14 protein-coding genes are annotated in these 22274 nt (G+C 65.0%); 6 read left to right on the forward strand and 8 right to left on the reverse strand.

Going from position 1 to position 22274, the window contains the following annotated elements:
* Positions 1 to 62 precede the first annotated feature (62 nt).
* Both P3H15_RS09800 and P3H15_RS09805 read left to right on the forward strand, forming a co-directional pair.
* On the forward strand, positions 63 to 665 hold the full coding sequence (locus P3H15_RS09800; protein ID WP_276137042.1) for a TetR/AcrR family transcriptional regulator: 603 nt from the start codon (positions 63 to 65) through the stop codon (positions 663 to 665).
* A 386-nt stretch (positions 666 to 1051) separates the two neighbouring features.
* Complete coding sequence (locus P3H15_RS09805) at positions 1052 to 2449, forward strand: NtaA/DmoA family FMN-dependent monooxygenase (RefSeq protein WP_276137043.1); 1398 nt, start codon at positions 1052 to 1054, stop codon at positions 2447 to 2449.
* Between the two features lie 542 nt (positions 2450 to 2991).
* Here P3H15_RS09805 and P3H15_RS09810 read toward each other — a convergent pair.
* Positions 2992 to 3636: a TetR/AcrR family transcriptional regulator gene (locus P3H15_RS09810; RefSeq protein WP_276137044.1), complete on the reverse strand. Its 645-nt coding sequence runs from the start codon at positions 3634 to 3636 to the stop codon at positions 2992 to 2994.
* A 366-nt stretch (positions 3637 to 4002) separates the two neighbouring features.
* Complete coding sequence (locus P3H15_RS09815; RefSeq protein WP_276137045.1) at positions 4003 to 7311, reverse strand: protein kinase; 3309 nt, start codon at positions 7309 to 7311, stop codon at positions 4003 to 4005.
* Positions 7312 to 8086: 775 nt separating this feature from the next.
* On the opposite strand from P3H15_RS09815, the gene P3H15_RS09820 reads away from it, so the two are divergent.
* Entirely contained in the window at positions 8087 to 11347 is a 3261-nt protein-coding gene (locus P3H15_RS09820; protein WP_276137046.1) for a protein kinase, read from the forward strand.
* A 500-nt stretch (positions 11348 to 11847) separates the two neighbouring features.
* Here the strand turns inward: P3H15_RS09820 and P3H15_RS09825 are convergent, their stop codons facing one another.
* Positions 11848 to 13026: a mandelate racemase/muconate lactonizing enzyme family protein gene (locus P3H15_RS09825; RefSeq protein WP_276137047.1), complete on the reverse strand. Its 1179-nt coding sequence runs from the start codon at positions 13024 to 13026 to the stop codon at positions 11848 to 11850.
* A gap of 40 nt (positions 13027 to 13066) precedes the next feature.
* A complete protein-coding gene (locus P3H15_RS09830) occupies positions 13067 to 14395 on the reverse strand; it encodes an MFS transporter (RefSeq protein WP_276137048.1) in 1329 nt (442 codons plus the stop codon).
* A gap of 377 nt (positions 14396 to 14772) precedes the next feature.
* On the opposite strand from P3H15_RS09830, the gene P3H15_RS09835 reads away from it, so the two are divergent.
* Positions 14773 to 15570 (forward strand): IclR family transcriptional regulator, encoded by a 798-nt coding sequence (locus tag P3H15_RS09835; RefSeq protein ID WP_276137049.1) that lies wholly within the window; start codon positions 14773 to 14775, stop codon positions 15568 to 15570.
* A gap of 340 nt (positions 15571 to 15910) precedes the next feature.
* Here the strand turns inward: P3H15_RS09835 and P3H15_RS09840 are convergent, their stop codons facing one another.
* From P3H15_RS09840 to P3H15_RS09850, 3 genes are read right to left on the reverse strand one after another with little or no spacing between them, the layout of a single operon-like run.
* Positions 15911 to 17455, reverse strand: a complete 1545-nt coding sequence (locus P3H15_RS09840; protein WP_276137050.1) for an aldehyde dehydrogenase (NADP(+)) — start codon at positions 17453 to 17455, stop codon at positions 15911 to 15913.
* Entirely contained in the window at positions 17452 to 17967 is a 516-nt protein-coding gene (locus P3H15_RS09845) for a nuclear transport factor 2 family protein (protein ID WP_276137051.1), read from the reverse strand. Before P3H15_RS09845 ends, P3H15_RS09840 begins: the two co-directional genes overlap by 4 nt.
* On the reverse strand, positions 17964 to 18713 hold the full coding sequence (locus tag P3H15_RS09850; protein WP_276137052.1) for a hypothetical protein: 750 nt from the start codon (positions 18711 to 18713) through the stop codon (positions 17964 to 17966). The genes P3H15_RS09845 and P3H15_RS09850 overlap by 4 nt, the downstream gene beginning before the upstream one ends.
* A gap of 90 nt (positions 18714 to 18803) precedes the next feature.
* Between P3H15_RS09850 and P3H15_RS09855 the strand changes: the two genes are divergently transcribed.
* On the forward strand, positions 18804 to 19637 hold the full coding sequence (locus P3H15_RS09855) for a fumarylacetoacetate hydrolase family protein (protein WP_276137053.1): 834 nt from the start codon (positions 18804 to 18806) through the stop codon (positions 19635 to 19637).
* Between the two features lie 107 nt (positions 19638 to 19744).
* On the opposite strand, the gene P3H15_RS09860 is transcribed toward P3H15_RS09855, so the two are convergent.
* Positions 19745 to 21088, reverse strand: a complete 1344-nt coding sequence (locus P3H15_RS09860) for an MFS transporter (protein WP_276137054.1) — start codon at positions 21086 to 21088, stop codon at positions 19745 to 19747.
* 261 nt (positions 21089 to 21349) lie between these two features.
* Between P3H15_RS09860 and P3H15_RS09865 the strand changes: the two genes are divergently transcribed.
* The gene (locus P3H15_RS09865) at positions 21350 to 22264 is read left to right on the forward strand and encodes an SDR family NAD(P)-dependent oxidoreductase (protein WP_276137055.1); all 915 of its coding nucleotides are present in this window, start codon (positions 21350 to 21352) and stop codon (positions 22262 to 22264) included.
* Positions 22265 to 22274 lie beyond the last annotated feature (10 nt).

Here is a 22274-nt window from a genome sequence, read left to right on the forward strand (position 1 = left end):
GAGAGCCCCTCCGTATCGGAGCATACGGAGAGGCTCTCCGATTAGCAAGAGTGGAGGGCATCATGGCGGGTGGACGCGGCATCAGTACGAGATCCGATGCGGCGAAGAACCGTGCCCGCATCGTCGCGATCGCGGAGAAGTTCTTCACCGAGAACGGACTCGATGTCCCGATGGACACGATCGCCAAGCAGGCCGGAGTGGGGCCCGGGACCCTGTACCGCCACTTCCCCAACCGGGGAGCGCTGATCGCCGCTCTCGTCGAGGATCGCGTGGGTGATCTGCAGAAGACGCATCGCGGCCTCGTCGAATCCCCGCAGGGCCCGGCCGCGAGGCTGGACCAGTGGCTCACTGCAATGCGCGCGTGGATGACCAGCTACGACGGCCTGCCCGGACCGCTTCGTCAAGCGTGGGAAGAGGAATCCACGCCGCTGGGCGCCAACTGTGTGAACGTCATCGAGATGACCGACGAACTCCTCCGCAACGCGCAGGCCCACGGGTTGGCCCGGCCCGAACTCACCGGACGGGACCTGTACCTCGCGAACCTCGGTGCCGCCTGGGCCGCATCAGCCCCCTCGGCGACCAAGACGACTGGCGAGGTCGTCGCGAACCTCCTCACGCGCGGCTGGCAGACCGAGCCCAGTGCAGGCGTGGCGGGCGGCGATTGACAGCGACGGCGCGGCCCGCGACGGCGCCCGGGTTGCCGAGTTGACCGTGTGGATGCCCCAACCCGCCCAAGTCGCCCGCCCAGCATTGCGTTATGGCGGCGGGAATGGGTGCTGGTGTGGGAACGACGGGCCCCGTGAGGATGTGCCCGCACGGTGCTTGGGAGTCTTCACCTCGCCCTCTGGCTGTTACGCCCATGCTTGACATAGCGGAGAGTATCTCCGTATTGTGACCTGCTGTAAACGGATGAATTCTCCGTTTGGGCTCTTGCCTATTGGTGACGGAGCGATGGGGATGGATCGCGGGAGATTTCACAGGTCTCGGCTGAGTCAGGAGCGGACTGCGCTGGCCAGCCCTGCAATCCCTGACGCAGAGTGGAAGATTCAGGATGAAGAACCGGAAAATGCTCCTGTGCGTGCAGCTCGTCAGTGGATACGGGAGCGAACCCGGGGCGTGGCGCCTGCCGGGAGCCAATCCTTCCGCCTACACCGACATGGATGAGTTCGTGCGGCTTGCCCGCGCCGCCGAACGGGGCAAGGTCCAACTCCTTTTCTTGGCGGACACTCCGACGATGTCGGCGGATCTGGCCAAGCACAATCCTCAATTTCCGATCGATCCGCTTCTGGTGCTGACGGCGATCGCTCGCGGAACCGAGCGGATCGGGTTGGTTTCCACGGCGTCCACTACCTTCAACGAGCCGTACAACCTTGCCCGGCAGTTCAAAGCACTGGATGTGATCAGTCATGGGCGGGCTGGATGGAATGCGGTGACCACCTCCGACCCGGGCGCCGCGGCGAACTTCGGCCGGACGATTCCATCGCGTCCGGAGCGGTACGGGCGTGCGCATGAAGTTGTCCAGATCGTGCATGGCCTCTGGGGAAGTTGGCAACGGGATGCCTGGGTTCGTGATGCGCCGCGAGGTCGATTCGCGGACATGTCGAAGATCCGGCCGGTCGACTTGCAGGGGCGTTACGCCGCAGCACGTGGCCCTTTGCCGATCCCGCCGTCGGAGCAGGGCCAGCCGGTCGTCTTTCAGGCGGGCGGTGGAACCGAGGGTCTCGAACTGGCGGGAATGTACGCGGATGGTGTGTACGCCAATCCATTCGATATCGCCAGTGCTCGTGCGCAGCGCAACGCCATCCGAAATGCGGCAAAGAAAGCGGGCCGCAAACCGGACAACGTAAAGGTGTTCGTCGGATTCATGCCCACCATCGCCGAATCCCGCCGTGCCGCGCTCGATCGTCGACGCTTGATGGATGAATCGCTCGACCTGCGTCAACGAGTGAGGTATCTCGGCAGCATGATCGGTGTGCCGCTCAGCTTCAAGCAGATCGACAAACCCGTGCCGCGGCATCTGCGGGAACGCGCGGTGGCGAACCCTCACGATCCCCGCTCGTCGCGAGCCTTGGAGGTGATCCGGGAAGGATGGACCGTCCGCGACGTCCTCGCCCACGGCGTGATCGACTACCATCCTGTTGTTGCGGGCACAGCGACCGACGTCGCTGATCACATGCAGTCGTGGTTCGACGCTGGTGCCTGTGACGGGTTCTCGCTCGCCGTCGATGCATTCCATGACGGAATTGACGCCTTTGTCGACCAGGTTGTACCGATCTTGCAAGCGCGTGGCCTCTTTCATGTCGACTACGAGGGCAATACTCTCCGTGGCCACCTCGGGGTCCCTGATCGCTACGGGCTCGACCCGCGGATCTCACGCCGAGTTGGAGGGTCACGCCCACCCGCGGGTTCACGCCGCAGTGGTCGCAGCCGCTCTCGGAGGACGCGGTGATCTCCCGTGCCAAGACCCTCATCCGAATCCGGTTTGTACCCATCGCGATAGACACACCGGCGAGGAACGGGTCGTCGACTGCGGGTTGGAGCTGCGGGTTGTCGGATCTTGCCGCCGCGAGGTGCCGGGAGCGCCGTTCGGATACCCTTGGATGCGGCACACACGGCGACCTGGCTGGCCGATAGTATTCCGGGACTTGCCAACTGGCTCGCCTGAGAGTTGATCGACCCGCACGAGATCAGACTCGGCACGCCCATCGGGCGGGCGCGGATCAAGCGCCTGCACCGACCGAGAGGTTCGACGTGGCTCGGTCCAACTGAGGTATCGCCGACAAGGCCCGGCCGGACGAGACGGTGCACCCAGCCGTCGGCTAGCGCCCGAGGCGGTCGAATCGAATCTGGTGAAATCGGCCACGAGATCGAGATCGTCACTGCGTAGACCGCAATGTCGCTCTGGTACCCGGTGTACCCGAATTCCTGCGAGTTCTCGCGGGCCGCGGGGTTGGGTTCGGCAACGACTACGTCGGCGCCCGGCCTGTTTGCCTATTCCGCGATCCGGGACTTCGAAGTGGAGGTTGAGGCGCCCTTGGTCTGTTCGGGACTTGCGGCAGGATGGTGAGCCGAGGTGTAACCGTGCTCGAGTAAGTCGCGCACGGCGGCGGCTCTAGCGGAGTCGCCGGGCTGGGTGCCTGCGACCCAGGCGGTCGCGAGGACGGCGAGGAGCAGATCCCGGGAGCAGACGTTGGGCCGGGTGTGTCCGGCGCGGCGGGCGGGAATCAGGAACTCCTCGATCATGTCGGTGAGCTCGTGGCATGTCAGCGCGAGTGGTGATCCTTCATCGTCCAGTGCGTATCGCAGCGGCTCGGCGACTCCCGTGAAGGCTGCGAAGTGCTCGTCCAGTGCGCGCAGCCAGCCGCGCAGCGCCGTGCCAGAGTCCTTCACCTGGCGAAGTTCCTCGCGCACGGCGAGCAGTGAGTCGTCGTGTGAGCGCAGGACCGCGGCAAGGAGCGCCTCCCTCGACGGGAAGTGACGGTAGAGGGTGGCTGGGCCCACGCCGGCCTCCTTAGCGATCGCGTCGAGCGAGGCGTCGACACCGTTTGCGGCGATGTGCCGCGCTGCGGTGGCGACGATCGTGGCTCGGTTGCGTTGTGCGTCTTGGCGGGGCTTGCGCTCGGAGGAGGCGGTCATGGTCCTCACGGTATAGGGCCGATCGGCAAAACGGAGACTCTATCCGCTATGCCTAAGCGTGGATGACCTCATTCGGCTCGATCTGCCACAGGGAGGACTCCTGCGACAGCCCCGCAGAGGCTCGTTCGCATGCACCTCATCAACGGGTACCGACGGCACCTCGGTGCATCACGCATGACGGGCGCGAATCAGCCAGCCTTCACCGATGTGGACGCCAAGCTCTATGGCTGTGACGACCGGCTGACACGGCCGCCCCAGTAGAGAGTCGGGCCAGGTCGGAGGTTCCACAGTCGCAGCAGCGCGGCCCGAAGTCCGAGGAAGAGCATTCGGTGGCCGATTCGATTTGCAACGACCACTCATGCGAGTTCAGGTTGGTCGGGTGTCGCGGGTCCGTTCCACTACCCACGCGGCGATCTGCGCTCGTGAGGTGAACCCGAGTTTCGTGAGAATGTGTTCGACGTGGCCTTGCGCGGTGCGTTGTGAAATCACCAGACGGGTGGCGATCGCCCTGTTGGTCAGACCCTCGGCGACGAGGTCTGCGACCTGTTGCTCACGTTTGGTGAGCGCCGGTGTCGAATCAGTTTCCTGCACAGAGACGTTGGGTTGCTCGCCGAGGGCGTAGGCGGCGGCAGCGTCGAAACTCAGGAGACCACCGCCTCGGTGGGCCGTGTCGAATGTACGCTGTCCGAGTGTGCGGCGAGTGTGCCGCTCGCATTCCTCGTGGTAGAGGACGAGGGCGGGGAATATGGCCGTGGAGCTGCCTACTGATTGACCTAGCGCCTCGGCGGCTCCCAGCAGTGTTGCGGCGCGTTGCGCGTTGTCCTCGCCGCAGGTCCACGCCAGCGCTTCGAGGCACGTTGCCGCCAGGATCGGGTCGTCGACTTTTCGGCTCAACGTCAGGCCCTGTTTCAGGAGTGTGGCCGCGCGGTCGCTGTGGCCCTGCCGCCACGCGGCAACTCCCATGGCCCACAACGCAAACGATTGGTACACAGATTCGCCGTGCGTTTGTGTGAGGGCGAGCGCTTGTTCATTGCAGGCAATCGCTCGTGGCGTGTTCCCTTGCAGCTGGTAGGCCCACGCGAGCGATAGCAGCGCTGCGATCCTGACCTCCAGAGCGGCGTCGTCGGGCGCGTCGAACGGTGCTAGGGCCTCCTCCAGGTATCTGCACGCACGGGCAGGGTCACCGCTGAAGAGCGCCAAGGTTCCGGAGACGTGGGCGGCGAGTGCGTGCACGACCGGATCTGCCGTCTGCTCGGCCAACGCCTGTCCCTCCTCGGCGAGGGCGGTTTCCGCCGGGAGGTCGCCCTGCATCCCGGCGAGAGTGCCGTTGGCATACAGGGCCCTGACTCTCTCCATGGTTGGCCGCGCAGGCTGGCGGGCCAGGGCGCGATCGAGCCAACGTCGTCCCTCCCTGAACAGCGAGCGGGCGAGCCAGAAAGGGAACAGGGCGGTGGCGATCCTGACTCCGGCATCGATCTCTGCATCGACCGTGTGCGACAAGGCGAAGTCCATCGCTTCCCGCAGGTTCGGCTGTTCGCGTTCGAGGCGGCCGATCCAGTCGAGCTGCCGGGGACTGATCCACCCGGTTTCGGCATCGAGCGCCAACTGCTGGTACCAGTCGAGGTGCCGTCGGCGAAGGTTGTCGTACTCGCCGTCCTGCTCCAGCTTCTCGCGGCCGTAGTCACGCAAGGTCTCGAGCATTCGAAATCGGACGACGCCGTCCTGCTCGTCGCGGATCAGGATCGACTTGTCGATCAACGAGGTCACCACATCGAGTAGCTCGCCCGGAGGCAGGTCGCCGTCGCACACCTGCTCCGCCGCGTCCAGTTCGAAACTACCGGCGAACACCGACAGGCGCGCCCGCACTCGCTGTTCTTTGGTAGTGCACAGCTCGTAACTCCAGTCCATCGACAACCGAAGCGTCTGTTGTCGTGTCGGCGCCCCGCGACTACCCCGGGTCAGCAAAGCATACCGATCGGTCAGCCGGTCCAGGATCTGATCGGCGGACATGGCGCGCAGCCGTGCGGCCGCCAATTCGATCGGCAGCGGGAGGCCGTCGAGCTTGTGGCAGATCCGAGCGACCGTGAGCCGGTTGTCTTCGGTGAGTTCGAATCCCGGCACGGCGGTGGCGGCTCGTTCGGCGAACAACGTCACGGCGTCGTACCGCGGCAGGCCCCGAAGGCTGGGCTGGCGTTCGGGGGAGGGGATGGTGAGCGGGGGAACCCGCAGGACGGCTTCCCCGCCGATGCCGAGCGGTTCGCGGCTCGTCGCCAGGACGTGGAGTTCCGGGCACGCGCGCAGCAGCCTCTCCACCAGTCCGGCGGCCGCTCCGACCAGATGTTCGCAGTTGTCCAGCACGAGCAGCAGGTGGCGTGAGGTGAGAAAGTCTGCCACCGCGTGTTCGACCGGACGCGACGACCGGTCCCGCACGCCCAGAGATGCCGCCACCACATCGACCAGCAACGATTCGTCGCGCAACTCATCCAGTTCGACGAGACACACACCGTCACCGAAACTTCGCCGGACATCCGCAGCCACCCGTAGTGCCAGACGCGTTTTCCCGACACCCCCGATTCCTGTGAGTGTCACCAGCCGCGAGGACGACAGCATCTCCTTCGTGTCGGCTATTTCGCGGCGGCGCCCGACAAAGCTGGTCAGTTCGAGGGGCAGGTCTCCCGCGCCTCTCGTGGCCGGCGGCGTCGGAGGTGTGCGCTGACCCGTAGCGCTCGAGCGTGCCGCAAGCGTATCCGGATCCAGTCGGGGCTCGCCCGCTCCGGTGAGCAGGGCCATCTCGTCGACGGGGAAGCCATGATCGAACTGGACCTGGCGGAGTTCGTCACCGAACTCCGCGGCGCTGCATGGACGGTCGCGCGGTTCGGGAGACATTGACCGTGCAATCACGGCGCTCACGTCGTCAGGGATGCCTTGTTCGCGTAGATCCGGAACAGGTTGGGTGGTGATGCGGAGAAACTGTGCGACCACTTGTTCACCACTGTGGCGTTCGAAGGCTGCGTGGCCGGTGACCGCGCAGAACATGGTGGCTCCGAGACCGTAGACATCGGACGCCACGCTGGGGGCCTCACCGCTGAGAACCTCGGGGGCAGTGAACGCCGGTGATCCGGTGACAACCCCGGTGGCGGTCTTGAATCCACCGGCGATGTGAGCGATCCCGAAGTCGGTCAGCGCCGGCTCCCCGTAGTCGGTGAACAAGATGTTCCCCGGCTTCACGTCACGATGAAGGATGCCGAGCCGGTGAGCGGTCTCCAACGCGCCTGCCATCTTTACTCCGAGACGCAACGCTTCAGTCAACCCGAGCGGCCCTTGGCGGCGAATCTGGCTTTCCAGCGAGTCCCGCGGGTGGTACTGCATCACGATGAAGGGTCGCCCGCTGTCGGTGGTGCCGGCATGGAGGACGCCGACGATGTTCGGGTGGCCGGTGAGGCGTCCCATGGCCTGTTGCTCGCGGAAGAAGCGCGCCCGGTTGTCGTCGTCGAGGTCGGCGGTGAGAACCTTCACCGCTACGGTGCGGTCCAGCAGGGTCTCGACACCGCGGTACACGATGCCGAATCCACCGCGCCCGACTTCACACACATCTTCGAATCCGGCAGCACGCAACTCCGCCACCACCGCGGGAGCCGGGGCGCGCTGAGTCTCGAGCGGATCGTCTTCGACCATCGGTTGCTTACGCTCGACCTGGCGGCAACTTTGTACGATGCAACATCTGCTTCCTCTCGATGATGCGCCTCCAGGATATCCCCGCCCGTCCTCACCCGGACCCGATTGTTAGCACTATCCGACCGTCCTGAGCTGGCAGTCCGACAAGACATCAATGGTTCGATGGGCCCGGGCCGCACGACCGCGGCGCGGGATGCCGTGTCGAAGATGCTTACGCCGTCACGGAGGGGTGGTGCCGATTCGTGCGCGCTTCGTGTGCTTCTCGTCGGACGGCGCCTTACCGATCTCGAGGAGCATGTCCTGCATCGATACTTTCCAGCACCGCACTGCCCAGGAGGTTCGAGGAGCAGCCGCGATCTCGGGCTCCGTCGTGGTTTCGGTCCTCAGCGCGTGCCTTCGGCATGCTCGAGCGGGAAGCCCCGATTCGGCGCAATGGAGGCGGCGTGTCGAACGCTCACCACGCCCGTCCGATACTCGCCCACTGCCAACCGAGCCGGACGCTCCACTGCCACAGATCCAGCACACGGCAACCCGCCGGCTTGCCTGATCCGTATGCGGCGACCAGTCGCTTGCCCAATTGTTAGGGGGACCGCCGAAGCAATGCGGCGGTTCCACCCCCCCCGGGAGATAAATCCTTCGGGGCACCTGACTCTGTGCCCAGCGATATCCTTGAGAGCACAGTGAAGAGGTGAACGTGAGGTTGAATTTCTTCTGGTTGTGCCGTCGGGGCGTGCGCATAGGAACCACTAGCTGACGGAGAGAGAAGACCATTGGGATGGGTGAAGGTGATCGGCGCGCCCCACCGCGGTATCAGCCTCTCTCGGTCGCTGCCGAGCTGCGAAGAACCGGGTTCGACAACGCCGAGGAGATTGGCCACGGCGGCTTCGGTGTCGTCTTTCGCTGCACCCAGTCCGCGCTGGATCGCCTGGTGGCGGTGAAGGTAGTCACCGTTGAACTCGACGAGGAGAACCGGGCGCGATTCTTTCGGGAACAGCGCGCGATGGGCCGACTGACCGGGCACCCGAACATCGTCAACGTCCTGCAGGTCGGTGCCACCGACGGCGGACTTCCCTACATCGTGATGCCGTACCACCCCCAGGATTCCCTCGGGATGCGGATCCGTCGCCACGGGCCGCTGCCTTTAGGCGAGGCCCTGCGGATCGGGGTTAAGATGGCGGGGGCGGTGGAGACGGCGCACCGGCTCGGAATCCTTCATCGCGACGTCAAACCCGGAAACATCCTACTCACGGATTACGGCGAGCCGGAATTGGCCGACTTCGGCATCGCACATATCGCAGGTGCCTTCGAGACCGCCACTGGCGCCGTCACTGGTTCTACTGCCTACACTGCGCCGGAGGTGCTGGGCGGTGATCCACCGAGCCCGGCGGCGGATGTCTACGGCCTCGGCGCCACCCTGTTCAGCGCCCTCACCGGCCATGCCGCGTTCGAACGCCGCAGCGGTGAGCAGGTCGTCGCTCAGTTCCTGCGGATCACCACGGAGGAGGTGCCCGATCTTCGCGAATGCGGCATCCCCGACGACGTGTCCTCGGTGATCGCACAAGCAATGTCCCGTTCCCCCGACCAGCGTCCAACCACCGCCGCCGACTTCGGCGAGGGCCTGCGACGACTCCAGCGGCACCACAACTTCCCTGTTGACGAAATGGCCCTACACGCGGAAGTAAATGTGCAGGTGCATGATCGACTACCGGCGTGCGGCGGCCCACAGCGGCACCCACATGCCTCTGCCTCGGGGAACTTCCCCCTGGAACTGACCAGTTTCATCGGTCGCCGACATGAGCTGAGTGAGGCAAAGAACTTGCTGGCCGTGTCCCGGCTGGTGACATTGACGGGGATCGGGGGTGCCGGTAAGACGCGTCTGGCAATGCGGGTCGCATCGGCCGTCCGCCGCGACTACGACGACGGCGTGTGGCTGGTCGAGCTGAGCGAGCTGCGCGACGGGGCGCTGCTGGTAGACGCGGTGGCCAGCGCTCTGGGGGTTCAGCACCACTCGGCGAGGCCGTTGCGTGAGGCCCTGATCGACTATCTGGCTGCTCAGGAACTACTGCTTGTGCTCGACAACTGTGAGCACCTGGTAGACGCGGTCGCGGAGTTGACCCAGATATTGCTGCGGGCCTGCCGCCGTCTGCGAGTTCTTGCCACCAGCCGCGAACCCCTCGGTGTCGGCGGAGAAGCGGTGCTACGGGTCCCTCCGCTGGCCATCCCAGACCCTCAGCGGCAGCCCTCACTGCGGGGATTGCCCAAATACGATGCGGTGACGTTGTTCGCCGAACGCGCCGCTGCCGCTGTGCCCGGATTCGAGCTCACCGAGGAGAATGCGGTTCCGGTGGCTCGGATCTGTTCTCGGCTCGACGGTTTGCCACTGCCGATCGAGTTGGCTGCCGCTCGGCTGCGGGCGATGTCGCCCGAGCAGATCCTCCAACGCCTGACCGACCGCTTCACCCTGCTGACTCGCGGCAGCCGGGACGCTTCGACACGGCAACAGACGCTGCGACTGTGTATCGACTGGAGTTTCGAGCTTTGTACACCTCGCGAACAGATGGTGTGGTCACGACTGGCGGTGTTCGCGGGAAGTTTTGAACTAGATGCGGCCGAGCAGGTGTGCGGAACTGATCTGGCACCGGGCGATCTGCTCGACACGGTGACCTCCCTGGTGGATAAGTCAATCCTGATCCGGGAGGAATATGGGCCGGCGGTGCGCTTCCGGCTGCTCGATACGCTCCGCGAGTACGCCCGCGAGAAGCTCGCACAGACAGGCGAGAAAGTGCAACTTCGTCGTCGACACCGCGATTGGTACGAGGCGTTGGCACTCGACGCTGAAGCCGAATGGATCAGCGCACAACAGCTCGACTGGATCACACGGCTGAAGCGGGAACAACCGAACTTTCGAGAGGCACTTGAGTTCTGCGTGGACGATGATCCTGCCGCCGGCCTGCGCACTGCCGCCGCACTCTACGTGTTTTGGGCATCTCAGGGCCTCTTTAACGAGGGACGTCACTGGTACGCCCAACTGCTCGCTTGTCAGAGCGGCCCGCCCACCCTCGAATGGGTCAAGGCGCTCTACTGTGCCAGCGTGATGGCGAATGTGCAGGGTGACCTCCACGCCGGAGCCGCACTCGTGGAGGCGGGACGCACCCTTACGGCGCAGACCAATGATCCGATGATGCGTGCTCTCGTCACCGACGCCGACGGCATGCTGGCCCTCTATAGCGGCGATCTCAGGCACGCCTGCTTGCGTCTCGAAGCCGCCGTCGAGGAGTTCATCGAGCGCCGGAATCAACCACTCGAGATAGGTGCTTTGTACCCATTGGGTTTGGCGTATGGGATGTCCGGCAAGACGGAGCAGGCGATCAGGTGTCATGAGCGTGTTCTCGCGATCACCGAGGTGCAGGGCGAGAAGATGTATCGGTCGCTCTCGCTGTGGGCCTTCGGCATTGCCGTGTGGCGACAGGGCGATGCCGATCGCGCTGTGCGGCTCCTCCAAGAATCGCTGGAGCTGACCCGGCAAGTGCATAGCCCGCGCGTCGCCACAGCCTGCCTCGAGGCGCTGGCCTGGATCGCCTGCGAACAGCGCGACGCACCGCGGTCGGCGGTGCTGATGGGGGCCGCCGAGGACCTGGCGCGGTCGGTGGGCAGCCCCGCGGTGGCATTCTCGGGTCTTGTTGTCTACCACCAGGAATGCGATCAAAGTACCCGTCTGCAGATCGGAGACAGAGCGTTCGACGCGGCCAACCGTAAGGGCCAACGTCTCGGCTTCGATGCGGCAATCGCCTACGCCCTCCGCGAGCCACCCCCGAACCCCTCCGTGCCCGCCGCTGGCACGTCGAGGGGACTGACAAAGAGGGAACGTGAAGTCGCCGATCTCGTCGCCAAAGGTCTCACCAATCAGGCTATCGCAACCCGCCTGGTGATCTCTCCTCGCACTGCACAAGGTCATGTGGAGCACATCCTGGCGAAGCTGGGCTTCACCTCTCGGACACAGGTCGCGGCCTGGGTCGTGGAGCGGACGGACGACTAGACTCGACGTATACCGTGTACCCCAATCAGGGCAGCGGAACGCGGAGAATGAACCTTCACGACATGTGTTCGGACGCCAACGTGGTTCGCAGGTCGGTCTTGAGGATCCTCCCGGCGACAGACGCGGGAAAGCCTCCAGCATCACTTTGTCGCGAATCTATTTATACGGCAATACCTGTCCGGCGACGAACCCCGTCAGTTCATCCGGATCGATGTCAGCGGCCGCCGCTGGGACGACGAATGCGTCCGGATCCTGTCCGACGGTGTGCTGGCGATGAGGACCCGCCGGAAAGGTGCTGGCGCGAGTTAGCGATTGCCGTTCACCACCTCGTAGCCAGAGCTCCTGCGCGGACTTCCGGGCGGCGCAGGTTGTCGCAGCTCTCAACGCCGTCGGCCGTTTGAGAATTGCGGAAGCCCGCCTCAGAGGGTGTGTGCTCTCCGAGGCGGGCGTGCAGCCAATGTTCAGCCTCATCCGGGGCGCCGAACGGGCTTGTTGGCACGTTAGATCGTGTGGGTTTCGGTTGTCCAGGCGCGGGTCTGTTCGCTGAGGCTGAAGCCGAGTCCGGGGCGGTTGGGAACGATCATCCGTCCGTTGCGGACCTCGAGCTTCTCGTTGAACATCGGCTCGAGCCACTCGAAGTGCTCGAGCCACGGTTCGCTCGGGTACGCGGCTGCGAGGTGCAGGTGGATTTCCATCGCGAAGTGCGGGGCCAGGCTCAGGCCCTTGTGTGAGGCGAGGGAGGCGATCTGCAGGAACGGGGTGATGCCACCGACCCGGGGCGCGTCGGGCTGAACGAAGTCGGACGCGTGGACACTGATCAGGTTCCAGTGTTCGGCGACGCTGGTCAGCATCTCGCCGGTGGCGATGGGGGTGTCGAGCGAGGCGGCGAGCGCGGCGTGGCCTTCGGCGTCGTAGCAGTCGAGGGGTTCTTCGATCCAGGTCAGGTTGAACTGCTCGAGGACGCGGCCCATGCGTGCTGCCGTGGCGCGGTCCCACTGCTGGTTGGCGTCGACCATGAAGGGGAACTGGTCGCCGAGGCGTTCGCGTACTGCGGCGACTCGTTTGAGGTCGGTCACGGTGTCGGGCTGACCGACCTTGATCTTGATGCCGCCGATGCCGTTGGCGACCGATTCGTCGATGTTCTCGAGCACTTGGTCGAGTTCCATCGACAGGTAGCCGCCGGAAGTGTTATACACCTGAACCGAGTCGCGGTGTGCTCCGAGCAGTTTCGCGAGCGGGAGCTGTGCACGCTTGGCCTTGAGATCCCACAGTGCGATGTCGAACGCGGCGATCGTCTGGGTGGTCAGGCCGCTGCGTCCCATCGACGCGCCGGCCCACACCAGCTTGTTCCACAGTCGGCCGATGTCGCTGGGGTCCTCGCCGATCAGGTCCCCGGAGATCTCGACGGCGTGGGCGTACATGCCGGGGCCGCCGGCGCGCTTGGAGTAGCCGAATCCGATGCCCTCGTAGCCGGCCTCGGTGGTGATCTCGGCGAAGATGAAGGCGATCTCGGTGAGCGGCTTCTGGCGTCCCGCGAAGACTTTGGCGTCACTGATCGGTGCGGCGAGCGGCAGGTATGCGAGGGAAACCTTGACCCCCGAGATGCGATCGGTGGTGGCTTCGCCGACGATCTGGCGGGCGAGCTGAGGGGCGACGACGGTCGTCTTCTGGGCGGTCACTGTGCAACTCCTTGATGTGCGGGGACGTGCTTACTTCGTATCATTTGGTCTGGGAAAGTGCGGTTTTCGGTGTCGATTGAATCTCGGTTGCGACTGGTGTGGGTTTGTCCTTGATGAGCAGGCAGCATCCGGCGGCGACGACGGAGGCGAGCGCCAGTCCGAACAGTCCCCACTGGGTGCTGCCGGTGTGTTCCTTGATGAGCCCGAAGCCGTAGGGGGCGACGAACCCGCCGAGATTGGCGAGAGCGTTGATCAGTGCGATGGCGATGCCGACGGTCATCGGGTGGATCGACTTCTGCACGATCGGCCAGAAGATCGGGCTGATCGACTTGAACCCCATCGCGGCGATGCACAGCATTCCCAGGGCCACCCATGGGGAGGTGATTCCGGCGAGGTACGAGCCGGCTGCTGAGATCAGGAGCAGGCAGATGAGGATGCGGCGCCGCTGGCCGGTGCGGTCGCCGAGCCTGGCCATCGTGAACAGCATGACGATGGCGCAGATCCAGGGCAGCGAGGACAGCAGGCCCACGGTGATGTCGTTGGTGCCGCTGATGTTGCGCACGATGGAAGGAAGCCAGAAGGTGTTGGCGTAGATGGACATCTGGGTGGCGAAGTAGATGATCACGAACAGTGCGATCCGTGGGTCCTTCAGAACCGACCACATCGACGGGCGTTGCTCCCCGTACTCGGCGCGGACCAGCGCTTCCTCTTCGGTCATCTTGCCGATGAGGGCGTTCTGTTCGGACTCGGTGAGCCATTTGGCGTCGGTGATCTTCGAGTCGAGCCGGAAGTAGGCGAAGACGCCGATGACCACCGACATCGATCCTTCGATGAGGAACAACCACTGCCATCCGGCCAGACCGAGGAAGCCGTTGAGTGAGAGCAGGGGTCCCGAGAGTGGTCCGGAAAGTGTGAATGCGATGAGCGCACCGACCGCGTAGCGGGCGTTGGCCCGGCCGCGGTGGGAGTTGGGGAGCCATTTGGTCAGGTAGTACAGGACTGCGGGGACGAAGCCTGCCTCTGCGACGCCGAGGAGGAATCGTAGGACGTAGAAGCTGGTGGTGCCTTCGGTGAAGATCATCGCTGCCGATACCAGTCCCCAGCTGACGCAGATGCGGGAGAGCCACACCTTGGCGCCGAATCGCTCCATGAGCATGTTGCTGGGAAGCTCGAAGACCGTGTACGCAATGAAGAACAGGCCGGCGCCCAGGCCGTATGCGGCTGCGCCAATGCCGAGGTCGGCCTCGAGGTGGGTTTGTGCGTAACCAATGTTGCTGCGATTGAGCTGGTTACACATCATCATGATCGCGAATAGCGGTACGACCCGGCGGAAGATCTTTGCGACGGCGCTGTCGAGGGCGCTGGCCATCGAGGAGTGTTCAGTGCTTCGTGATGAGTCTGTTGACACGAGCATCAACCTTTCGCGGTTGAAGAATCGACACGTCCCGAGTGGCCAATCCTGGGCTTGTTCTCGACGCGGCTGAGCCGTTCGGCGTGGATTCCTATTCAATGGCTTTATGTCCCACTCATCGGGACTGATGCTAAATTACAGTGATCCAGCCCATATCGCAAGACCGCGCACGGAATCGAATGTGAGGAACTATCACCGGCGTTTCGCGCGATCGCGCCTCCCGTGTATCGACGGGCCGTTACGCCCGCCAGGGCGTCGACGCAGGTCGGGAGCGGGACTGCGACCGGCAACCGTGAGATTGGCATAGACTCTCAATGAATGGGAAGGGATCGGTGGTGGCAGTGTCAGGCAATGGTGAAACCGGTGGAGCCGCGGTAGGACCGAGTGCTCTCGATCGAGGGCTGGCCATCCTGGACCACCTCGCGGTCGCCGGGAGCTGCACCACGGTGGAACTCAGTCAGACCCTTGGCCTGAGCCGCAGCACGATGTACCGACTCGTGGACCGCCTCCGAGAGCAGGGTTGGCTGGCCCAGGACGTCTCGGGCGGGCGGTGGCGCCTCGGGCCGTCCGCGGCGCGCCTCGCGTCCGCCGCGGTCGCGGCGGTGAGTTTGAAAGACATCGCGGGACCGGCCCTGCGTGAACTGCGAGATCTCACCCAGGAGACGGTCAGCCTTGCGGTCCCCAACGGGGTGAATATGGTGTTCGTCCAGCGTGAACGCGGACCGCGTCCCGTTGCCGTCTCGGACGAGCTCGGCGCCGCCCGCCCGCTGCACTGCACGTCCGTGGGGCGCGCGTACCTGGCGGCACTGCCCGCCGACCGCCTCGACGCGATGCTCGACCAGCTCGTCGCGTCGGAGCAGTCGCCGATCGACGCCGACACCCGGGCCGATCTGGAGGCGGAGGTCACCCGCACCCGCCTGCGTGGCTGGTCCCAGGATCTGCGGGAGTTCGACGAATCCAGCTGCTGCTGCGGCGCCGCCGTGTATGACCACACAGGACTGCCGATCGCCGCCATCAGCGTCGCCGGCGTCGCCGAGCGCATGGAACGAGTTGTCGCCGATGTCGGGCCGCGGGTCGCCGATGTCGCTGCGAAACTCTCCGCCGAGCTGGGTTATCTCGCCGGCGCGAACTGAGGGACCGCTGTCGGCGGTGCGTCACCGAAAATTACCGATGTGACGTTGCTACACAACAACTCCCGCATATGCTCGCGATTCTCGACGGTGGTGCTTCCGAGGTGCACCCGGCGAGTACTCCGCCGCGCCGTCCCGTCGGCGCAGATCGGCGCGGTGGGGTTTGAGAAATCCCGCGGTGAACAGAACGTCCGGCGGCGAGCAGGGTTTCGTCATTGTTTCCCTCACGGGCGGGGACAGAGTGGAAGGGACGGTGCCCCACGCATAGACGCGAGCGTGGGGCACCGTCCGGTGTCACCTGCGTCGACGTCGGTGTCGGCGCAGGGAGTCGTGGATGAAGGTGTCAGCCGGCTGCCGGCAGGGTCAACCGCCCATCGATCCGACGTGGAACCGCCGAGTCCCCGTCCTGCAACTCCGCGGGCAGGACTGAAGCGGGGGCGTCCTGCCACGTGACCGGCCGCAGGAACCGCCGGATCGCGGAGGTCCCGACCGAGGTGTGCAGGGTGTTCGTGGCAGGCCATGGGCCGCCGTGAGTTTGCGCCCACGAGACGACGACACCGGTGGGGTAGCCGTTGTAGAGCAGCCGTCCCGCTTTCGGGCGCAGCAGTTCGGTGAGGGCGGAGGTGCAGTCGTCCTCACCCGGCTCACTGTGCACGGTGGCCGTCAGCGACGCGGGCAGCACATCGAGTCCGCGGCGCAGATGCTCGTCGCTGTCGTAGCGAGCGACGACGGCGAACGGTCCGAAGCACTCCTCCGTAATCTCCGGAGACAGTGCCTGGGCATTCACCTCGAGCACGGTGGGGGTCACGCGGAACCCTTCAGGGCCCGCCTCACGGCCCGTGGTACGCACCTCGACGGCAGTCGAGCGCGACAGCGACACGCTGATGTCGTTGTAGGAGTTTCGTATCCGCTCGTTGAGAACCACCGGTGCGTCGACGTCGGCCAGCGCGGTGCGCAGTCCTGCGACAAGGGCGTCGCCCGCCTCGCCGGTGGGCACGAACACCAGCCCGGGCTTGGTGCACAGCTGTCCGGCGGACGCGGTGACGGAGGCGACGAGCCCGGCCGCGATCTCGTCCGCCCGGGCGGCCGCGGCGTTCTCGGTCACGATCACGGGATTGAGGCTGGCCAGCTCCCCATAGAACGGGATCGGGTCGTCACGTCGGGAGATGATGTCCAGCAATGCTTTCCCACCGCCCAGTGATCCGGTGAAGCCCACCGCCGTGATTCGTGGATCGGCGACGAGCGCTGCACCCGCGGCCTGCCCGTACACGATCCCGACCACACCGTCGGGCATCTGGGTCGCGGCGGCGGCCCGAACCAGGGCGTCGAAGCACGCCGCCGACGTCTCGGGGTGCGAGCTGTGCGCCTTGACCACCACCGGCGATCCGGCGGCGAGCGCGGAGGCGGTGTCGCCCCCGGGTACGGAGAAGGCGAGCGGGAAATTGCTTGCGCCGAAGACTGCCACGGGGCCGAGGGGGACCAGCATCCGGCGTAGGTCCGGGCCGGGACCCATCGGGGTGTCGCCCGCGTGGTCGATGGTGGCCTCGAGGTAGGACCCCTCGTCGAGCACGTCGCCGAACAGCCGCATCTGATAACAGGTGCGAGTCAGCTCGCCATTCAGCCGGGCATCCGGAAGGCCGGTCTCGCGCATCGCGATTCGCACGATCGGTTCACGCGCAGATTCGAGCTCGTCGGCGATCGCCCGCAGGAACACGGCGCGGCCGGCACGGCCGGCGGCCTCGAAATGCGGGGCCGCCGCAGCAGCTCTCGCGCAGATCTCCTCCACGTCGGACGAGGTCGTCTCGTGCAGGTGGGTGAGTTCGGACGTGCCCTGAGCAGGATTGACGGAGAAGATTGTGAGGGTATCGGTATCGGTATCGGTGGTCATTCGTTCTCCCGTCGGGCGGTGTATTCGGCGTCCGGGTGCGGACGCGGGACCGGGCACTCGAGGTGATAGCCCTGCTCGGCGTATTCATAGCCCTGGAGTTCGACCTTCTCTCGCCCATCCGGGGCGGAGGCGTAGAAGGCGCGGATCTCGGTGATCAGCCCGGTCTCGGGATCGAACTTGTACCATTCGTCGCCGCGCAGAAATCCGCCCGGCCAGGTCTTGTAGTGCGTCCACTCGATCACGGCCTGCAACGATTCCGGTTCCGCGATCAACCGATCGATGGTCCACGCGGACCCGATGGTCAGTGTCAGCCGCCGCCAGTTCTCGGCGATGGTGCGGTTCCCTACCCATGGCCCGTCCAGGCCTGGCGGAAAGAAATGCACCGCGTTCGGTGCGAATGTGGCCGCCATCTTTTCCACGTCCGCCTCGTTGCAGCCGTCGAAGTAGGTGCGGATGGTCGATTCCATCTGCTTGCGCTGGACGTCGCGGTCCAGGTCGGCGAACCGGGTCATGCCGTCACCGCCCCGTTCCGGGAGAGCTTCCACTCGGCGTACGCGGCCTTGGTCTGCTCGCTCGGCGGGTACAGCCCACCGAGAAGGGGTTCGCCGTTGTGGACGCGGGTGTGGAGATAGGCCTCCAGCTCTTCCTGCTCGAGGCATTCGTCGACGATCTCAGCCGCCAGATACCGCGGAATCACGATCACCCCGTCGCGGTCCCCGACGAGCAGATCGCCCGGGTAGACGGCGACACCCGCGCACCCGATCGGCACCTGCAGGTCGGCCACATGGAAGCTGGTCAGCCGGGTGGTCGCGGTAATGGCCCGGCTGTAAGTGGGGATCGGAATGTCGGCGAGCACGTAGCCGTCGCGGAATGCGCCGTCGGTGATCACCGCGGCCGCCTTCTTGTGCAGCGCGCGGGTGACGAGCATGTCTCCAGCCGACGCAGCACTGATGTCGTCGCGGCTGTCGATGACGAGCACCTGGCCCTCCTCGAGTGCCTCGACGCCGATCCATTGAAGGTTGTCGGGGCCGTGCAGGCTCTCGAGGGTGTCGATGTCTTCGCGGGCAGGGATGAATCGCATCGTGTATGCCTCGCCGACGAATCCCTCCATGGAGGTGTTCACCGGGTTCAGGCCCACCAGGTACTGCTGCCGCAGTCCGACGGCGAACAACCGGGTCGCCAGGGTGGCTGTGGAGATCTTGCGGTACGTCGCGATGACATCGGGGTCCAGAGGTTGGGCCGCGGAACTGTGCGTCATGAATTGCCCTTTCGACGGATTGTCTCACTCAGTACGATAGACTCCCATTCATTGGGACGCAATACCAACTTAGAGGGAATGGGAGAAACCATGAGGTACGCAACGGTCATAGTGGACGAGGCGCGTCGTCTCGCGGTCGCGCAACCGGAGGGCGACTGGCGGCTCACAGCGGAGGACGTGACGCTGCTCGACGTGATCGGTGGCGCCGACGTCACCGCCACCGGCGACGTGCTCCGACAGCCCGAGTTCGCGTTGCCCTATCGTCCGCCGACGATCTTCGGCATCGGCCTCAACTTCCACGACACCGTCCGCGAAATGGGTTGGGCCATACCCGAGAAGCCGTACCTGTTCCCCAAGCTGTCGTCGAGCGCGTGCGGTCCGTTCGACGACGTGATCGTCGATGAGAACCTCACCACCCGCGCGGACTGGGAGGCCGAACTCGCGGTGGTGATCGGCAGTCGCATCCGTGATCTCGAGCCGGCCTCTGCGTTGGGTGCCGTCTTCGGATACATCGCAGCCAACGACATCTCGGCCCGCGACCTGCAGGCCGACGACGGTCAATGGGTGCGTGGCAAAGGCCTCGACACGTTCTGCCCGCTCGGCCCAGCCGTCGTCACGGCCGACGAAATCAGGGACCCGCAGAACGTCGGGATCCGGACCTGGCTCGACGGTGAACTCGTGCAGGACGGCAACACCTCGGACATGATCTTCTCCGTAGCCGAGCTGATCAGCTACTGCTCGCATCACTTCACGCTGCATCCAGGCGACATAATCCTCACCGGAACGCCCACTGGTTGCGGCGATTTCCGAACGCCCCCAATCGCATTGCGGCCAGGGAACGTGGTGGAGATCGAGGTCGAAGGCATCGGCCGGCAGCTCAACCGCGTCACGGCGCCAGATCGTAGTGCCGCCGCATCGGGGTGAGTGCACTGATCCAGGGCGCCGATCGAGCAATGGCTGATCGGTGCCCTGGATCGTCGAGCGACAGCTGAGCGGGAACCGCGTCCCAACTCTGCGGGCCTGTCGCTCGACTACCGCACGGGGGTTTCGGCTACGGGAACCTCGATGCCCACCGCTTTCTGGTGACGGACGAAGATCCACACGATGATGGCGCCGACGACGCCGAGGGCGCCCGCAAGGACGAATGCACCGCCGTAGTTGCTGGTGGCGACGATGAAGCCGGTCACTGTCGGGGCGACGATGCCGGAGATGTTGGCGAGACCGTGCATGAGGCCGCCGGCACTGCCGACGTATTCCTTCGGTGCGGCGTCCTGGATCAGAGTCCAGTAGGCGGGGGCGGCAAGCATGAGGAATCCGACGGCGATGGTCATGAGGATGACGGCGCTGGTGGCGGTGCTCGCGGTGCTGGTCAGCCCGACGCAGAGAGCACTCGTGATCAGGCAGGTGACGAGAACGACCTTGCGGGAGAAGAACTGCTTGCCGGTGCGGGTGAAGATGTAGTCGATCAGGAAGCCGCCGCCGAGATAACCGGCGGCGCCGACGATCCACGGGATCGCGGTGACGATCGACATGTCGCGCAGGCTTACGCCCTGGGCATCGACGAGGTAGACAGGGAACCAGGTAAGGAAGAAGAACAGGATGTAGTTGTAGCAGAACAGTGACAGGGCTGTCGCGAGGATGGCAGGCTGGAGGATCGCCTTCCACATGGACGGCTTCTCGCCGGTGGCGACCTCTTCGGTGGCGACTTCCTCGACGGATTCGGTCGCCTCGATCTCCGCGAGTTCGCGGGTACTGACTCGTTTGTTGTCGCGCGGGTTGTCGGTGGCGACGAGGCGCCAGATCAACGCCCAGGTCAGACCGATCAAGGCGATGAGGATGAACGCCACTCGCCATCCGAACGTCAACGCCAGGAAGCCGACCACCGGTCCGGACAGTGCTCCTCCGAGAGGGCCACCGGCCTGGTTCATGCCGACCGATCGAGCTCTCTCGCGCAGCGGGAACCAATTGTTGACCATCTTGTTGGCGGTGGTGGAAATCGGGCCCTCGCCGACGCCGAACAGGGCGCGGGCAATCAACAGTGTCCAGAAGTTGAATGCGCCCGCGGTCAGTCCGCACATGACGGACCAGAAGACCATGGCCCAAACGAATACCTTCTTGGCGCCGAACTTGTCGGACAAGACTCCGCCGAGGAAGTTGAACAGCGCGTAGCCGACGGAGAAGCTGCTGAAGATGAGGCCCTTCTCGACATCAGTGAGGTGGAAGTCCTCGGTGATGAAGGGCATGGCCACAGCGAGTGCCGAACGGTCCATGTAGTTGATCACCATCGCTGCGGTGAGCATGACGAGGATCGTCTTACGAAAGTTCCGTTGCCGTGGGCGGTCGGTGGCACGGATGCCGGTGGGTGATGTGGTCATGGTGTCGTCTCTCAGGGTAACGAGTTGAGGAGGGGTGGCATAGCGCCTAGCACCAGGGCTCGGCGACTGCGGAAAGGAGCGAGGGACTGTGCACTCCAATTCGCGTCTTGCGTCCCACTCATTGGGAGTTTATCGTAATGAATGGGAATGTGATGGCGCCAACAATAGTGGATGGTGGCTCGCGCCACAATCCCTACCCCGCCTCTTCGGCGAGGTGCTTCAGCACGACGCCCGCAGGGCGAAAGCGAGGACCGAGTGACCGTGACGAAACAAGCGAGATGGCATGCGCCGGGACCTGATACCGGCTACGGGCAGCTCGCCGAGCGAGTTGCTCTGGTCTCCGGTGCCGGCCACAACATCGGCGAGGCGATCGCTCGCCGCTTCGCATCAGAGGGCGCCGCCGTCGCGGTGGCCGACATCGACCAGGCTGCTGCCACGCGGGTCGCCGACCTCATCGTCGGCAACGGCGGTCGCGCCGTTGCCGTGACGGGGGACCTCTCGTCCATTGACGGGGTAGACCAGGTCTTCGACGAGGTCGAAGACCGCCTGGGGATCGTTGATGCCCTCGTCAACAACGCGTACGCACGGGTCGGAGAATCGAGTTTCGAGCCGTTCCTCGCGGTGGAACCGGCTGACTGGCAACGGTTCATCGCCGCGAACACCACCATGTTCTTCGCGTGCACCCAGCGGGTCGCACGCACGTTGGCGGCCGCCGGTCGGCAGGGAACGATCGTCAATATCAGCTCGCACGGCGCTGCCCGTGCACATCGACAGCACATTCCATATGACTCGGTGAAGGGCGCGATGGAGTCATTCACCCGTGCGGTAGCAGTGGACCTTGCGCCGTGGGGAATTCGCTCCAATTGCGTCCGCCCGGGATCGGTCGCAGTCGACGGGGAAAAGATGGACTGGCAAGATCCGCGGGACGAGGCAGGCGACGTCCGCAGCAGTCAGATCCCGATGGGCCGTCCCGGTACGGTCGACGATGTGGCCGGCGCCGTTCTGTACCTGACCGCGAATGAATCCGCGTACGTCACCGGCCAGGTCTTCAACATCGACGGCGGAATGTCAGTGCAGGCGCGTGCCCCGCAGGTCGAACCCGGCGCCGTCGCAACCCCGGCGACGTTGAGGAACGTCCCCGCACGCCTGTGCCACGACGTGACACAACAGGTGTGATGTCGTGTTC

The sequence above is a fragment of the Rhodococcus sp. T2V genome, assembly GCF_029269925.1.
Lineage (GTDB): Bacteria > Actinomycetota > Actinomycetes > Mycobacteriales > Mycobacteriaceae > Rhodococcus_F > Rhodococcus_F koreensis.